Annotated in this window: 10 protein-coding genes and 1 pseudogene; 5 read left to right on the forward strand and 6 right to left on the reverse strand. The window is 61.5% G+C overall.

The window, feature by feature from the left end; translation table 11 throughout:
• Positions 1-316: 316 nt before the first annotated feature.
• The 4 genes and pseudogenes from P3T43_RS05510 to P3T43_RS05525 all read left to right on the forward strand — a co-directional run bounded on the left by P3T43_RS05510 (position 317) and on the right by P3T43_RS05525 (position 8,538).
• Entirely contained in the window at positions 317-5,788 is a 5,472-nt protein-coding gene (locus P3T43_RS05510; protein WP_429280024.1) for a trifunctional serine/threonine-protein kinase/ATP-binding protein/sensor histidine kinase, read from the forward strand.
• A 248-nt stretch (positions 5,789-6,036) separates the two neighbouring features.
• Positions 6,037-6,213, forward strand: a pseudogene (locus tag P3T43_RS05515) (transposase); the annotation flags it as partial.
• A 364-nt stretch (positions 6,214-6,577) separates the two neighbouring features.
• Entirely contained in the window at positions 6,578-7,483 is a 906-nt protein-coding gene (locus P3T43_RS05520; protein ID WP_429280025.1) for a LysR family transcriptional regulator, read from the forward strand.
• 80 nt (positions 7,484-7,563) lie between these two features.
• The gene (locus tag P3T43_RS05525; protein ID WP_429280026.1) at positions 7,564-8,538 is read left to right on the forward strand and encodes a LysR family transcriptional regulator; all 975 of its coding nucleotides are present in this window, start codon (positions 7,564-7,566) and stop codon (positions 8,536-8,538) included.
• On the opposite strand, the gene P3T43_RS05530 is transcribed toward P3T43_RS05525, so the two are convergent.
• Together P3T43_RS05530 and P3T43_RS05535 are read right to left on the reverse strand one after the other, a co-directional pair.
• Entirely contained in the window at positions 8,467-9,222 is a 756-nt protein-coding gene (locus tag P3T43_RS05530; RefSeq protein WP_429280027.1) for a hypothetical protein, read from the reverse strand. The genes P3T43_RS05525 and P3T43_RS05530 overlap by 72 nt on opposite strands.
• A gap of 213 nt (positions 9,223-9,435) precedes the next feature.
• Entirely contained in the window at positions 9,436-9,675 is a 240-nt protein-coding gene (locus tag P3T43_RS05535; RefSeq protein WP_429280028.1) for a hypothetical protein, read from the reverse strand.
• 64 nt (positions 9,676-9,739) lie between these two features.
• Between P3T43_RS05535 and P3T43_RS05540 the strand changes: the two genes are divergently transcribed.
• Complete coding sequence (locus tag P3T43_RS05540; RefSeq protein ID WP_429280029.1) at positions 9,740-10,510, forward strand: anti-sigma factor family protein; 771 nt, start codon at positions 9,740-9,742, stop codon at positions 10,508-10,510.
• A gap of 64 nt (positions 10,511-10,574) precedes the next feature.
• Here the strand turns inward: P3T43_RS05540 and P3T43_RS05545 are convergent, their stop codons facing one another.
• From P3T43_RS05545 to P3T43_RS05560, 4 genes are read right to left on the reverse strand one after another with little or no spacing between them, the layout of a single operon-like run.
• Positions 10,575-11,396, reverse strand: coding sequence for an ABC transporter permease (locus P3T43_RS05545; protein ID WP_429280030.1), 822 nt, complete (start codon positions 11,394-11,396; stop codon positions 10,575-10,577).
• 13 nt (positions 11,397-11,409) lie between these two features.
• On the reverse strand, positions 11,410-12,654 hold the full coding sequence (locus P3T43_RS05550; protein WP_429280031.1) for an ABC transporter permease: 1,245 nt from the start codon (positions 12,652-12,654) through the stop codon (positions 11,410-11,412).
• 28 nt (positions 12,655-12,682) lie between these two features.
• Positions 12,683-13,744, reverse strand: a complete 1,062-nt coding sequence (locus tag P3T43_RS05555; protein WP_429280032.1) for an ABC transporter substrate-binding protein — start codon at positions 13,742-13,744, stop codon at positions 12,683-12,685.
• 1 nt (position 13,745) lies between these two features.
• Entirely contained in the window at positions 13,746-14,945 is a 1,200-nt protein-coding gene (locus P3T43_RS05560; RefSeq protein ID WP_429280033.1) for an ABC transporter ATP-binding protein, read from the reverse strand.
• Between the last annotated feature and the right edge of the window lie 26 nt (positions 14,946-14,971).

Raw genomic sequence — 14,971 nt, forward strand, 5'->3', positions numbered from 1 at the left:
GGGCTTCGTCCGGTATCTTCGCCGCCGTTGCCCTAGCGGCGCCAATGGCCTTCCCGATTTCAGATGACAGCTCGCGTGGCGCGAACTTCGCTCCGACTGCATCTCTCGTACCAATCCCGTTGGCACTGCGGGCGGCAGAGGCGTATTCTAACGAATGGATGCTGCTGCCGCGATTGGTAATCGTAGGGGGGCTCCGTTCAATCGCGTCGCCAAGCGTGCCTTGTTTTGTAGACGGATGTTAAGTCCAGCTTATGGGCATAGCGCGGGCTAGTGACGGGGTGCGGCAGATGAGAGCATACCTATGGGTCCGGCAGCGATGGATAACAGACTCGAGATCTTATGGGACGATGGCGAGCGTGTCTTCTGTCGGGAGCGACGCGCAAGCGGGGCCGGCGGCGACAGCGTCCTGCTTGCGCGACTTGCCGCCGAACATCCACCGCCCGCCAGTCTGGATCGCATCACCTACGAGTTTGGCCTGAGGGCCGAACTCGATAGCGCGTGGGCGGTATTGCCGCTGGAGTTGGTGCGTGAACATGGCCGTACGTTCCTGTTGCTCGAGGACCGAGGTGGCGAGCCGCTCGCGCGGTTGCTCGGCGCGCCCATGGAGACGGGACTCTTTTTGCGGCTCGCGGTGCCCATTGCCGCAGCGCTCGGCAAGCTTCACCAGAGCGGCCTCGTTCATAAGGATCTCAAGCCAACCCACATCCTGGTGAACTGCGCCGACGGGCGCGCGCGGCTTACCGGATTCGGCCTCGCCTCTCGCCTGCCGCGCGAACGACAGGCACCCGAGCCGCCCGAGAACCTTGCTGGAACGCTCGCGTATATGGCGCCCGAGCAGACTGGCCGGATGAATCGCTCGATCGATTCGCGCAGCGATCTCTATGCGTTCGGCGTCACGCTCTATCAGATGCTGACCGGCGCGCTACCGTTCACCGCCGCCGACCCTATGGAATGGGTGCATTGCCATATCGCCAGAAGGGCGGTACCGCCCAGCGCGCGGTTGCAGACCGTCCCGGCAGTGATCTCGAATATCGTCATGAAGCTGCTCGCCAAGACGGCCGAAGAACGCTACCAGACTGCGGCAGGTGTTGAGCGTGATCTGAGGCAGTGCCTGGTTGACTGGCAGCGCCGCCACGTCAGAGCCTTCCCACTAGGCGAACACGATGCGCCTGACCGCCTGCTGATTCCTGAGAAGCTGTACGGGCGGGAGCGCGAGGTCGACACCCTGGTCGCCGCATTCGATCGGATGGTCGCGCATGGCGTCCCGGAACTGGTGCTCGTCTCCGGTTATTCGGGCATCGGCAAATCGTCGGTCGTCAATGAACTACACAAGGTGCTGGTGCCCCCGCGGGGACTTTTCGCGTCCGGCAAATTCGACCAGTACAAGCGCGATATCCCCTATTCCACGCTGATTCAGGCATTCCAGGGCCTGGTGCGCATGTTGCTTTGCAAATCCGACACCGAGCTGGCAGCTTGGCGCACCGCATTACTGGAGGCGCTCTCGCCCAATACCGCGCTATTGAGCGACCTGATCCCGGAACTGAAGCTCATCGTCGGCGAACCGCCCGCCGTCCCGGAACTCGAGCCACAACAGGCGAAACAGCGCTTTTTGCTGGTGTTCCGGCGCTTTATCGGCGTATTCGCCCAGGCCGACCATCCGCTTGCACTTTTTCTCGACGACCTGCAGTGGCTCGATGCAGCGACGCTGGATCTGCTCGCGGATCTGATGACCCACCCAGACCTACGCTACCTGATGCTGATCGGTGCCTACCGCGACAACGAGGTCGACGCCGCCCACCCGCTGACCGCCAGGCTTCAGGCGCTCAGCAATGCAGACGCGAAAGTGGAGGAAATCCGGCTCGCGCCGCTGACGCGGGCACACATCGCAAATCTGATTACGGATGCCCTCCACTGTGCGCCCGAATCGATCGAGCCTCTCGCGCGCCTCGTGCGCGACAGAACGGGTGGCAATCCATTCTTTGTGATCCAGTTCTTGCAGGCGCTGGCCGAAGGCAATCTTCTGACGTTCGATCACGACGCGCGCCAGTGGCGCTGGGACACCGATCGCATCCGTGCCAGGGGTTACGCCGACAACGTCGTGGATCTGATGGCCGCCAAGCTGATCCGCCTGCCGGCCGCGACGCAGCACGCGCTGCGGCAGCTTGCCTGCCTCGGCAGCGTCGTGGACATCGCGCCCCTGTCCGCCGTGCTCGGCATGCAGGAGGCGCAGGTTCATACGGCGTTGTGGGAGGCGGTTCGCCAGGAACTGGCCGTGCGGGCGGAGGACGCTTACGCGTTCGTTCACGACCGGATCCACGAAGCAGCGTATTCACTCATCCCGCAGGCATCGCGCGCCGATGCCCATCTGCGGATCGGCCGGCTGCTCGTCGCGCATACGCCCAAGGAAAAGCGCGAGGAAGCAATCTTCGAGATCGTGGGGCAGCTTAATCGCGGCGCCGTACTGATCACCGAACAGGACGAACGCGACCACCTGGCCGAACTCAATCTGCTCGCTGGCCAGCGCGCCAAGGCATCGAGCGCCTATGCCTCGGCGCTCGCGTATTTCGCCACGGGTGCGGGGCTACTGAGCGACGATTGCTGGCAGCGGCGGCATGACCTGCTCTTTACGCTGGAGTTGAACCGGGCCGAATGCGAATTCCTCACAGGACAACTGGCCGCCGCCGAAGCGCGGCTGGCGCAGCTATCGAAGCGTGTTGCGACCACGACCGAGCGCGCTCAGGTCGCATGCAGGCAGATGGATGTCCACATCGTCAGCGACCAGTGCGACCAGGCAATCACAGTTGGCCTCGCTTTCCTTCGTCGTGTGGGCATCGCGTGGTCACCCTATCCGGATGAGATGGCGGTGCAAACCGAATACGAGCGTATCGGGTCCCTGCTTGGGGGCCGAGCCATCGAAGGACTCGTCGACCTGCCGCCTATGCAGGACGCGGTCGCCATTGCGACCGTCGAGGTTCTGACCAAGCTCTTCGCAGCGGCGTTGGTCATAGATGGCCAGTTCGCAGGCCTCGCAATCTGCAAGGCGGTCAGTCTTAGCCTTGAGTACGGCAATGGCGATGCCTCATGCGTGGCCTACGCTTACTTGCCACGGGTCGCCGGCCGGCTTTTCGGCGATTACGAGGCCGGATTTCGATTTAGCCAGCTCGCCTGCCAACTCGTCGAACGGCGCGGGCTCGAACGCTACGCAGCCCGCACTTACCACGCTCGCGCACTGTATGTCACACGCTGGGTGCAACCTGCACGGGCGTGCTGTGACCAGTTCCGCCGCATTCTGGACGCCTTGAGCCGGACTGGCGACCTGACCTACGGCGTATTCGCGCGCAATCACCTGACCTCGACCTTGCTTTTCATCGGTGAGTCACTAACCGAGGTGCAGCGAGAAGCCGAATCCGGCTTGGCCTACGCGAGGAAAGTCCGATTCGGCCTGGTCATTCACTGTATCGAAGTGCAGCTTGCACTGATCAGGACGCTTCGCGGCTTGACGCCGGTGTTCGGCTGTCTTGAGGTCGGGCAGTGCAATGAAGCTGACTGCGAACAGCTTCTGTCCAACCCGTCGCTCTCGACCGCCGCGTGCTGGTACTGGGTCCGGAAACTGCAGGCTCGCTATCTCGCAGGCGACTATGACGCAGCCGTAGCTGCTGCCTCAAAGGCACAAGCGCTCCTGTGGACCTCATACTCGTTCAACGAAGACGCCGAATATTACCTTTATGCCGCGCTGGCACGGTCTGCCCGATGCGACTCCGTCCCGGCCGGTGACCTGCCGGAGCACATGGACGCACTAGCTGCCCACCGCAACCAGCTGCGCATCTGGGCGGATCTGTGCCCGGAGAACTTCGCAAGCCACAGCGCGCTGGTCGACGCAGAGATCGCCCGCCTCGAGGGCCGCGTGGTCGATGCCGAGGTGCTCTACGAACAGGCCATCCGCTCAGCACAGGAAAGCGGCTTCGCGCAGGTCGAGGCACTGGCCAGCGAACTCGCGTCCCGCTTCTATGCAGCCCGCGGTCTGGGGAGCATTGCGCGCATGTACATGCAGAACGCCTGCTATGGCTATCTGCGTTGGGGCGCCAACGCAAAGGTGCGTCAACTCGAGGAACAGTGCCCGTATCTGCGGGCCCGAGAGACGGCGACCGGACCCACCAATACGATGGCAACACCAATCGAGCACGTCGAGCTGGCGACCGTGATCAAGGTTTTACAGGCCGTTTCAGGCGAGATACACCTGGAAAAGCTGATCGAGACGATCATGCGCACGGCAATCGAACAGGCAGGTGCCGAACGGGGCCTTCTGATCTTATCGGATGGGGAACCGCGTATCGAAGCGGAGGCTATCAGTGGCTCGGGCAGAATCGAGGTTTCGACTCGACAAGCAGCCATCGGAACGTTTGATCTTCCTCAAACCGTGCTGCAGTACGTTATCCGGACGCAGGAGCACGTCCTCATCGACGATGCGTCGGCCGACATCGTGTACTCAAGGGACGATTATGTGCGGCGGAGCCACTCGCGCTCCGTGCTCTGCCTACCCATTCTTAAACATGCAAAGTTTGGCGGCGCACTTTATCTGGAGAACAACCTGGCACCGCGTGCCTTCACGTCGGACCGGCTTGCCGTGTTGCGGTTGCTGGCTTCACAGGCCGCCATTTCACTCGAGAATGCCGCGCTCTATACCGACCTGCAACGCAGCGAAGCCTTCCTCGCTCAAGGGCAAAGTATCAGCCACACGGGTACCTTCGGCTGGAGCGTTGTAAGTGGAGAGTATTACTGGTCAGAGGAAGGCTACAACCTCCTTGAATATGATCGGGGTGTCCAGGCCTCAGCGAAACTCGCATTACAGCGAGTGCATCCCGACGACCAGAATGGTGTTCGACGGCTGCTCGACGACGCTATCAGAGAAAAGAAGGATTTTGATAGTGAACATCGTCTCGTCATGCCGGACGGGCGAGTCAAATACGTTCACGTTACGGGCCGGGCGGCGAACACCGGCAACCTTGATTTTATAGGAGCCGTTCGTGACATCACGGAACGCAAACGGGCGGAAGAGGCTTTACGCCAGGCATTGACCGATTTCGCACGCATCAACCGGGTGACAACAATGGGAGAGCTGACGGCTTCTCTCGCTCATGAAATCAATCAACCGGTTACGGGTGCTATCGCCTACGCAAACGCCTGCGTTCGGTGGCTTGATCGCGATAAGCCGAATCTCGACGAAGCGCGCGTGGCTGCCACACGCATGGTGAAAGACGGTGAACGCGCTGCTCAGATTATTCACAGGATCCGCACGCAATTCGAGAAGGGCGCGCTGAATCGCGAGGTCTTTGGCGTAGGCGAGATTATTCGGGAAACCGTCGAGCTCCTACGCGGCGAGGCAGTGCGCTACAACATATCAGTCCGCACAGAACTGGCAGCCGGTCTCCCCCAGATTGTCGGAGATCGCGTGCAATTGCAGCAGGTCGCGATGAACCTGATCGTCAATGGCATCGAAGCGATGAAGGATGTTGATGGAATCCGGGAGATGGTCATCAGGTCGCGGCGTGCCGAAAACGGGCAGATTCTTGTGTCTGTCAGTGATACGGGCATGGGCGTTCCGCTGCAGCTCGCGGAACAGATTTTCGATCCGTTCTTTACAACCAAGTCCCACGGCACCGGCATGGGGCTTCGCATCAGCCGTTCAATCGTCGAGTCGCATGGCGGCCGGTTATGGGTCACCAGCGCGCCTGGGCGGGGCGCGGTCTTTCAGTTCACCCTGCCTGTTGCGGTTGCTGACCGTAATTAATTAAGTATCAAGCGATCGGGCCGTACGCACCAGCGCGCAGCCGCGCGCCCGCTTCCAGCTGTGAGGGGCCCGGTTCAGTTGAAATCCAAATCGGGTACTGGCTCGCGTCGGGGTGAAAAGTCGCTCACTTCATTGCTCAACGTCGCCTGAAAACGTTGCCGGGCAGCACGGCGACCACTGAAGAGTCCGCCCGAGTGTCCATTCCTTGCTGGTCAACCGTCATTCGGCACACGCAATACCGGGAGACGGCTAACCAGCGCCTGCTCGCCTTCGATGGGCGGAGCGTGAGCTTCCGCTGGAAAGACTACCGGGGGAAGGGCCGTACCCGTTATAAAGCGATGACACTCGAATCCAGCGAGTTCATGCGTCGCTTCCTGCTCCATGTGTTGCCCGCCGGCTTCCATCGAATCCGCCACTATGGCTTGACAGACTATATTCCGCCGTCGCTTCCGAGATCCCCAATCCTTGTGCCTCGTCACAGACTTTGAATGCGTTGATGCGTCAAAAAAATACATCATCGAATCAACGGCTTAGGCAAGCATGCCGTGACAGACTTTTTTCTCTCGGATCATCAACCAACGATGAGTGCCGCCTGGTCATTGCAACGCGGTCTTTGCACTTATCTGATAAATCAGATATAGTCTAGATCAGAAATAGAGATATCAGAAATGAGCGATTCTTGCGAAAGCAACCTTTTAAATGCGAATTCAGACGCGCGGACAGGTAAGCAGCCCCAGTCGGATGGATCATCACAAAGCGCCCTGTATGCGCTGCCATTAGGGGGACCCAATGGATTATCTTGAGAGCTTGCGCGTGTTCCGTTCTGTCGTCGAGGCTAACGGTTTCAGGCGGGCGGCGGACAACCTCGGGATCAGCGTGGCAGCCGTATCACGCGCGATTTCAGGACTCGAAACGCGGCTGGACAGCCGTCTGTTCCATCGGACGACGCGGCAAATGTCCATGACGGAGGCAGCAGAACGTTTCTACGCGGGCAGTGCGCGCATTCTGGACGATCTCGCGGTGCTGGAAGCCGAAGCGTCCATGCAGACCGTTCAGCCTAGCGGCGTGCTCCGCCTCGTCGCCCATACCACGGCGACCGTGCTTCGACTCGTACCGCTGATTTCGAGCTTCAAGCGCAAGTATTCGAAAGTCGATCTGGATGTGACCCTCACCGAGCGCCCCGTCGATCTGGTCGCGGATGGCTATGACCTCGGCATCGTCGTGCCCTTCATGTTGAGCGCCGAAACCGTTGTCACCCGGCTGCTCGAGCGCGTCCCGCTCACTATCGTAGCAACGCCGGAGTATCTGAAGAAACGCACCGTACCGCAGCATCCATCCGAGTTGACCCGGCACACGTTCGTCGCCGTACCGCCGACAGTTCGCAAGCCCGAGTTGACCTTTCGCGTGGACGAAGGAAACCTGACCATTCCGTTGACGTATCACGTCGCATCGAATAACCCGATGTTCAATCGGGAAATGGTGCTGGAGGGATTCGGCATCGGTGCGATGTCAGCCACGCTCGTGCAGGCCGAACTGGCGTCCGGCAGGCTGGTGCCGATTCTTGAGAACTTCGAGATCGTCGACGGCACGTTTGAAATTCGGCTGGCCTACAACTCGCGAACACTCTTGCCGGCCAAGGTCAAAGCGTTTGTCGAGCACGCCGCCGCGTTTTTCGAGGAAACAGCGGAAGCGTAGCGAGTCGACGAAACCCGACGTATGCACTCATGTTCGACCAGGCATTAGAATCTGCGAACATCCATGAACCGAGTTCATCAATGCGTCGCGAAAGCTATAACGACCTGCTTGCACTGATCGCCGTCGCGCGCGAGCGCAGCTTCACGCGGGCTGCCGCGCAACTTGGCGTTTCGCAATCGGCTTTGAGCCACACCATCCGGGCACTCGAAACGCGGCTTGGCATGCGCCTCCTGACCCGCACGACACGCAGCGTCGCGCCCACCGAGGCGGGCGAGCGCCTCATTCAGTCCATTGGGCCCCGCTTCGAAGAGATCGATTCGGAACTGGCTGCTGTTGCAGAGTTTCGCGACAAACCGGTCGGCACGATTCGCATTACCGCGACCGATTACGCGACAGAAACGGTTTTGTGGCCGAGGTTAGCGCCGGTCCTGCACGGCTATCCGGACCTCAAGGTGGAAATCATCATCGACTACGGTCTCTCGGATATCGTCTTAGACCGGTACGACATTGGCGTTCGCCATGGCGATCAGGTCGCGAAGGACATGATTGCGGTTCGCCTCGCGCCCGAAATGCGCATGGCGATTGTCGGAACTCCTGAGTATCTGAAGACGAGAGCGTTGCCAAAAAAGCCGCAGGACCTGACCGCACATAACTGCATCAATCTTCGCTTGCCGACGCTGGGTGGCTTTTACGCATGGGAGCTGAAGAAAGGCAGCCGCGAAGTGCAGGTTCGCGTCGACGGACAACTCGCTTTCAACGGGACCTACCCGATGCTGGCTGCCGCGTTGTCGGGATACGGCCTCGCCTACATTCCGGCTGATCTTGCCCAGCCTCACGTGCAAGCGGGGCGCCTCGTCAAGGTATTGGAAGACTGGTGTCCCACCTTTCCGGGGCTGCACGCCTGCTATGCAACGCGCGAGTTCTCGCGTGCGATGAGCGTGGTGATCGATGCGATCCGGTATCGCAAGTCAGTCGCCGCATCCTTACATCATGCCGCCGGGGCTTCCCGTACCACCCACCCCGGTTCCGCCGGTGCCGCTCGTGCTGGTATTTGACGAGGTCGCAATCGGATGTGCGGCCCCGGCCGTGGCCACCAGTGTGACGGTGGTGGCGTCCGGGTCGCCGTCTGCGTCGATTGCACGCTGACCGAGCAGCGCTTCGAGATCGCTGTCCTCGCCGGGTTGACCGACAGCGAACGAGGTGGTCAGAAAATTGGCGGCGGCAAGCGTGATTCCGAACGTTTGCTGCAGACTCTGCACGACAGCAGCCTGGGCAGTCAGAACTTCGGTCTGATTCTGCAGCACCTGCTGAAATTGCGTGTTCAGCGCGAAGCCGGCGACAAGTCCGCTTTCATTCGTTCCCAGTTGTGCTGCCAGATACGACAGCAACAGATCCGTCTCCGGCGTGACGTTGAACGTGCCACCCGCGAACGCCAGGGAATGCAGCGTCGTTTCGCCCAGGCTCGCAACGATCATGCAGGGGGGCACCGCGTCGAACGTCGCCTGGTAGTTGCCGTTCGCGTCTGCTGCGACTGACATCGCGCCCCGCGCGCAGTCGATGTTGATGGTGGCGTTGGCAAGCGCCTTACCGGTCGCCGCTGTGCCGGCAAGCGAAACCATCGGCGTGCTGCTTGCGTTGCTGCCACCGCTGCCTCCTCCGCAACCGGCGAGCAAAACGGCGGATACCGTCAGCAGCCTCGCGCCGACCAAACCCATGACGTGCTGTTGTCGAGTGCTCATCGAAGTCTGCCGGTGGTTCGTGTACGTCGTCTAAACGATCCGGCGGGCTCATCTATTCCATCTCTCGTGCAGAAAGCAATGGAATAGAGCGAGGCCTCCGTACGTTTAGTGAGCGTGTTGACGCCGGACGTATCGGGCTCGCCCTGTCTGCAGAGATCGTTCCCATGCGGAACATCCAGCACTTGACTAGACAGCCCCCCGGCAATGAGCGCGCTAGCCGCGCGCAGCGGAGACGGTGATGAGATCGAGTTCGCTATTTGTAGTCATCCTGATGGTTTTATCCTTTGCCATGACCGGGTGTTCGCCCAATACAAACACACAGGGCGATACGACGACCCACAGTGGCAACAGCAGCAACAGCAACAACAGTAGTACCGGCAGCAGCGGCGGATATTGATGGCCCGGCTGGAATCGTCGGAGGCTGCTGATTCGCGCCCGGCGTTCCCCGATCATGAACTGTCAGCCGGGTCATCTCAAACGCGCCATGAACGACGATAACGAGCGGAGGAGGCGAGGCGTGAGCGGCCTGGATTTGCGCCCGCTATCGGCATTTGCCGACAACGAGCTATCCGCCCCTGAGCGCGCAGCGACGCTGATCCGGGTCACGACCGACCCCGGAGCGGCCGAGTGCGTAGCGGATTACTGCGCGCAAAAGGCGGCGTTGACAGTCCTGTTCGGAGACTCGCGAGGCACTACGCGTTGTATCGTTTCGCGCCGGCGTACGTCACGATGGCGTCGCGCGGGTCTCGCGGCCTCCTGCATGGCAATGGGCATGATGCTGAGTTCGTCATCCGGCTGGATGTCGACGGATCTCGCGGCGGACTCATCCACGTTCGCCGAGCGCGCCGACCAGGCTTTTGCAGTGTTCGCGCCGGAGCAACATCACCCTGTGGAAGTTGGGGCCGAACAGCGGGATCAACTGGTGAACTGGCTGTCGCGTCGCCTCGATCGACGCTTGTCGGTACCGTCTCTGCGGGAATATGGCTATGCGTTGATCGGCGGTCGGCTGTTGCCCGGCGAATCGGGCCCGGCCGCGCAATTCATGTATCAGGATGCGGGCGGCACCCGCCTCACGATTTACATCGCAGTGGTTCAAAAGGACGCGACGGCATTTCGCCAGTTTTCCTATGGCGACCGCGTGACGTTCTACTGGGGCAGTCAGGGGATGGGATGTGCGCTCACCGGCCACGTCTCCGAGCGGCATCTGCGCACCATGGCGATAGACGTCTTCAGCACGCTGGGGCGGGCATTCAGAAGCAGTGAAACAAGCAACGGCTCGATTCCATGAAGCCCGGCGGATTTCGCCTCAGGTAAGGTTCGTCGGGCCGTCCGTGCACGTCATCAGGCGCGACTCAGACCGCTGCCGCTGCGGCGGCGCGGCCGCGCAACCAGTTCATCGTGATGAAGAGCAAGGTGGCGAACACGATCAATACCGTCGCCACTGCAAGAATCGACGGATCGATCTGGTCGCGGATGCCGCTCCACATCTGACGCGGCACCGTGCGCTGTTCAGGACCGCCAATGAACAGGATGACGATCACTTCGTCGAACGAGGTGGCGAACGCGAACACGCTGCCTGTCGCGACAGCCGGCGCGATCAGCGGCAGCGTGACGCGGCGAAACATCGTCCACGGCCGAGCGCCGAGTCCTGCGGCGGCGCGCAACAGGCTCTGGTCGAACGACAGCAGCGAGGCCGTTACGGTGATCACGACGAAAGGCGTGCCAAGCGCCGCATGCGCAAGTACGACACCCGGATACGAGTTGACGAGTCCAAGCGGCGAAAAGATCAGATAGAAGCCCGCTGCGACCACGACGATGGGGATGATCATCGGTGAAATGAGCAGCGGCATCACGATCGAGCGAAACGGGAACACCGAGCGGCTCAACCCGAGCGCGGCCAGCGTCCCAAGACAGGTCGCGATCAGTGTCGCGACCGCGCCAATGCCAATACTGTTCGCGAACGCGAGTTGCCAGTCGTGCGAGCCGAACGCCTGCTGATACCAGCGCAGCGAAATACCGTCCACGGGATACGAAAAAAACGAACCCGAGTTGAACGAAAGCGGCACGATGGCGAGAATCGGTGCAACCAGAAACAGGAAGATCACCGCGCAATGCACGCGCAATCCCTTGCGTGCAATCCGCTCGGACAGCGTGTAGTGACGTTGAGGTTGCATGCAGGTCTCCTCGCTAGCCGAATCGTAGCCGGTCGATACCGACAAGCCGGTTGAAGACAAAGTAGAACACGGCCGTGAATATCACCAGATAGGACGACAGCGCACCTGCCAAGCCCCAGTTGAGCTGCTCGTTGGTCTGCGATGCAATGAGCTGGCTGATCATCTCGTCGCCCGCACCGCCGAGCAGCGCAGGCGTGATGTAGTAGCCGAGCGCGAGCACGAAGACCAGAAAACAGCCTGCGCCGACACCTGGCAGCGTCTGCGGAATATAGACGCGGGTGAACGCCGTCACCGGATGCGCGCCGAGCGACTGCGCGGCGCGCACGTACACGGGCGATACGCCTTTCATCACCGAGTAGATCGCGAGAATCATGTAGGGCAGCAGAATATGCGTCATGCCGATCAGCACGCCGGTGCGGTTGAAAATCAGCGGCACCGGGTGATGGATGAAACCGAAGCGCATCAAGGCGGTATTGATCACGCCGCCGGGCTGCAGCAGGACGTACCACGCGGTGGTGCGCACCAGCAGCGACGTCCAGAACGGCACGATCACGAATAGCATGAGCCGGTTTCCGTGTTTCGGCGGCAGGGTCGCGAGCAGATACGCGACCGGGTAACCGAAAAGCAGGCATAACAGCGTGACGGTCCCACTAATCTGGACCGTACGCACGAAGGCCGCGCGATAGATGGCGCTATCGGCGGGCACCGGAATCACCGAACCGTCCGGTGAAACCTGGGCGTCGATCGCATTGAGCAGGTAGTCGGGTGTCGGCGAGGTGGCGGCGCGTTTCAGCAACTGCCACGTTCCGGTTTCACCCCAGCGCGGGTCCATCTCGATCAGCGCCGGCTTCCAGGCGGCGGGCGTCTGCGAACGCGTTTCGCGGGCCGTTTTCATCAGCAGGCTGCGGAATTCCGGCTGATAGAAATTCATGCGGCGCGCGATGCTGCCGAGTTCGCCGGCTTCGGCCGATTGCCGCAATCCTTGCGCGAGCGCGGCAAATGCCGGCTCGCCGGGTACACCGTTGCCATCCCAGGCACGCAGCGTCACCGTCAGTTGCGGCATGCTGCCGCGAACCTCGGGATTCTGCACGCTGCGCGCAAGCAGGCTTGCGATTGGCGCGATGAACGTGGCAAGCAGGAACACGAGCAGCGGCAAGGCCAGCAAAAAAGCCTGCACGCTGGCCTTGCGGCGCGCGCGTTTCCACGCCTGACGATCGCCGCTGCGGGCGCGGGCGCCGATCGTTGCAGTCGGTTGCATTGGCATGTTCATCGTCGCGGCGCTCCCGTTATTGCGTGAGCCAAACCTGGAAGCGCTTGTTGATCGCATCCGCGTTGTCGGCCCAGAAGGTCGCGTCGATCTGCAACGGACGCTTGAAGTTGGCCGGCGCAGTAGGCAGATCGCCGACGCGGTTCTTGTCGATCAACGGAATCGCGTCCTTGCGCGGCGGCGCGTAGGCGATGTACTTCGACAGGTCAGCGTAAGCCTGCGGAGTCGATGCCGAGACGATGAACTTCGCCGCGTCGGCCGCGTGCTTCGCACCCATCGGAATGCCCCACCACTCATAGTCGTACACCTGTGCGTCCCAGACGACCTTGAACGGCTTGCCATCCTTGTGCGAAGCGTCGTCGATACGGCCGTTATATGCCTGCGTCATCACGACCGCGCCGTCCGCCAGCAGTTGAGGCGCCTGCGCGCCCGCGTCCCACCAGACGATGCTCGACTTGATCGAGTCGAGTTTCTTGAATGCACGGTCGACGCCTGCGGGCGTGCCGAGCGTCTTATAGACGTCCTTCGGCGCGACACCATCGGCGATCAGCGCCCATTCCATCGCCACCTTCGGCGATTTGCGCATGCCGCGCTTGCCGGGATATTTCTGCAGATCGAAGAAATCGTTGATGGTGGTGGGCGGCGTCTTCAGCTTCGTGGTGTCGTAGGCGAACACGGTCGACCACACCATCGCCGAGACGGCACAGTCGCTGATCGAGCCGGGCAGGAAGTCGCTGGTATTGCCGAGCTGCTTGCGGTCGAACTTCTGCAGCAGGCCTTCGTCGCAGGCAGTAATGGCGTCGTTGGTTTCCAGGTCGATCAGGTCCCACGTCGGGTTCTTGGCCTGCTCCATAGCAGCGAGCTTCGCGAGACCACCGTCATACGACTCGGCAGAAAAGCCGATGCCGGTCTTCGCGGTGAACGGCTCGAACCATGCCTGTTTGGCGGCGGCCTCATAGGCGCCGCCAAACGTGACAACGGATAGCGTGTCGGCAGCGTATGCCGTCGACGCGAGCACGGAGAGGACTGAGACGGCAGCGAGAACAGCGCCGTGACTGATACGGGAGCGAGTAGCGTGCATTTTAGTTAACTCCTGCGATGAGTGGCGATGCGGACGATGAAGGCGAAAAGGTAGTGCGGTCTCCTGAAGTAATCGCGACGCGTGGCGCAACGGCTGGCAGCACCTTGCAGTCGTCGCGGCGCCACGCCACGGCCACGCTATGGCCGAGTGCAGGCAGATCGCGATGCTGCGTATTCGGCACCTTCACGACGACACTCTCGCCGTGCGCCAGTTTCAGGTGCACGCGGTGGTGGTCGCCGCAATAGACCAGCTCCTGCACGAGCGCATGAACGACGTTCGAATCGCCGGTGCCGTCCGCTGCCTGGGCCGTTGCCGCGTCAGACGCCGCAATGTGGGCGCGCTCCGGCCGCAATGCCAGCATCGCTTCGCCGCCGGTGCGCAGTTCAGCGCCCGCCCGGCCGCTGACGGTGGTGCCGTCGGCGAGTTGCAGCGTGGCCCACTCGCCGTCGCTCGCGACGACGCGCCCGGTCAACCCATTGTTCTCGCCGACGAAGTTGGCGACGAACGCATTGGCGGCGTTTTCATATAGCTCGGTCGGCGTTGCGGCCTGCTGGATACGGCCGTCGGAAAACACGGCGACGCGATCCGACATCGTCAACGCTTCGTTCTGATCGTGCGTCACGTAGACGACCGTCAACGACAGCTCGCGATGCAGGCGCATGATTTCGTATTGCATGCTTTCGCGCAGACGTTTGTCGAGCGCACCGAGTGGCTCATCCATCAGCACCACGCTCGGTTCGAATACCAGGGCGCGCGCCAGCGCGACGCGCTGTTGCTGCCCGCCCGAGAGCTGCGCGGGCCTGCGTGCGGCAAGGTGCGGCAACTCGACCATTTCGAGCGCACGCGTCACGCGCGCCTTCTGTTCACTCCGGCCGATCTTGCGCACCGACAGCGGAAACGCGACGTTCTGTGCGATCGTCATGTGCGGGAACAGCGCGTAGTTCTGGAACACCATGCCAATGTCGCGCTGATGCGGCGGCTTGTCGTCGAGCCGGTTGCCGTTCAGGCGGATCTCGCCGCGCGTCGGCGATTCGAAGCCGGCGAGCATCATCAGCGTCGTGGTCTTGCCTGAACCGGACGGCCCGAGCAGCGAGACAAACTCGCCGCGTGCGACGTCGAGATTGAGATCCTCGACTACGCTGTGCATCCCGTCGTAGGATTTGCTGACGCCTGCGAATGAAATGAACGATTGAGTGGACATAGGCGTGTGGTTATCCGGTGCGCGGT

Origin of the sequence: Paraburkholderia sp. GAS41, from assembly GCF_050436545.1 — a bacterium.
Lineage (GTDB): Bacteria > Pseudomonadota > Gammaproteobacteria > Burkholderiales > Burkholderiaceae > Paraburkholderia.

Excerpts from the sequence above, each read along its gene's own strand:
- P3T43_RS05520 (WP_429280025.1), top strand. The coding sequence starts at position 6,578 with ATGGATTATCTTGAGAGCTTGCGCGTGTTCCGTTCTGTCGTCGAGGCT.
- P3T43_RS05525 (WP_429280026.1), top strand. The coding sequence starts at position 7,564 with ATGCGTCGCGAAAGCTATAACGACCTGCTTGCACTGATCGCCGTCGCG.
- P3T43_RS05535 (WP_429280028.1), bottom strand. The coding sequence starts at position 9,675 with ATGATCGGGGAACGCCGGGCGCGAATCAGCAGCCTCCGACGATTCCAG.
- P3T43_RS05560 (WP_429280033.1), bottom strand. The coding sequence starts at position 14,945 with ATGTCCACTCAATCGTTCATTTCATTCGCAGGCGTCAGCAAATCCTAC.
- P3T43_RS05510 (WP_429280024.1), top strand. The coding sequence starts at position 317 with ATGGATAACAGACTCGAGATCTTATGGGACGATGGCGAGCGTGTCTTC.
- P3T43_RS05530 (WP_429280027.1), bottom strand. The coding sequence starts at position 9,222 with ATGAGCACTCGACAACAGCACGTCATGGGTTTGGTCGGCGCGAGGCTG.
- P3T43_RS05550 (WP_429280031.1), bottom strand. The coding sequence starts at position 12,654 with ATGCAACCGACTGCAACGATCGGCGCCCGCGCCCGCAGCGGCGATCGT.
- P3T43_RS05555 (WP_429280032.1), bottom strand. The coding sequence starts at position 13,744 with ATGCACGCTACTCGCTCCCGTATCAGTCACGGCGCTGTTCTCGCTGCC.
- P3T43_RS05545 (WP_429280030.1), bottom strand. The coding sequence starts at position 11,396 with ATGCAACCTCAACGTCACTACACGCTGTCCGAGCGGATTGCACGCAAG.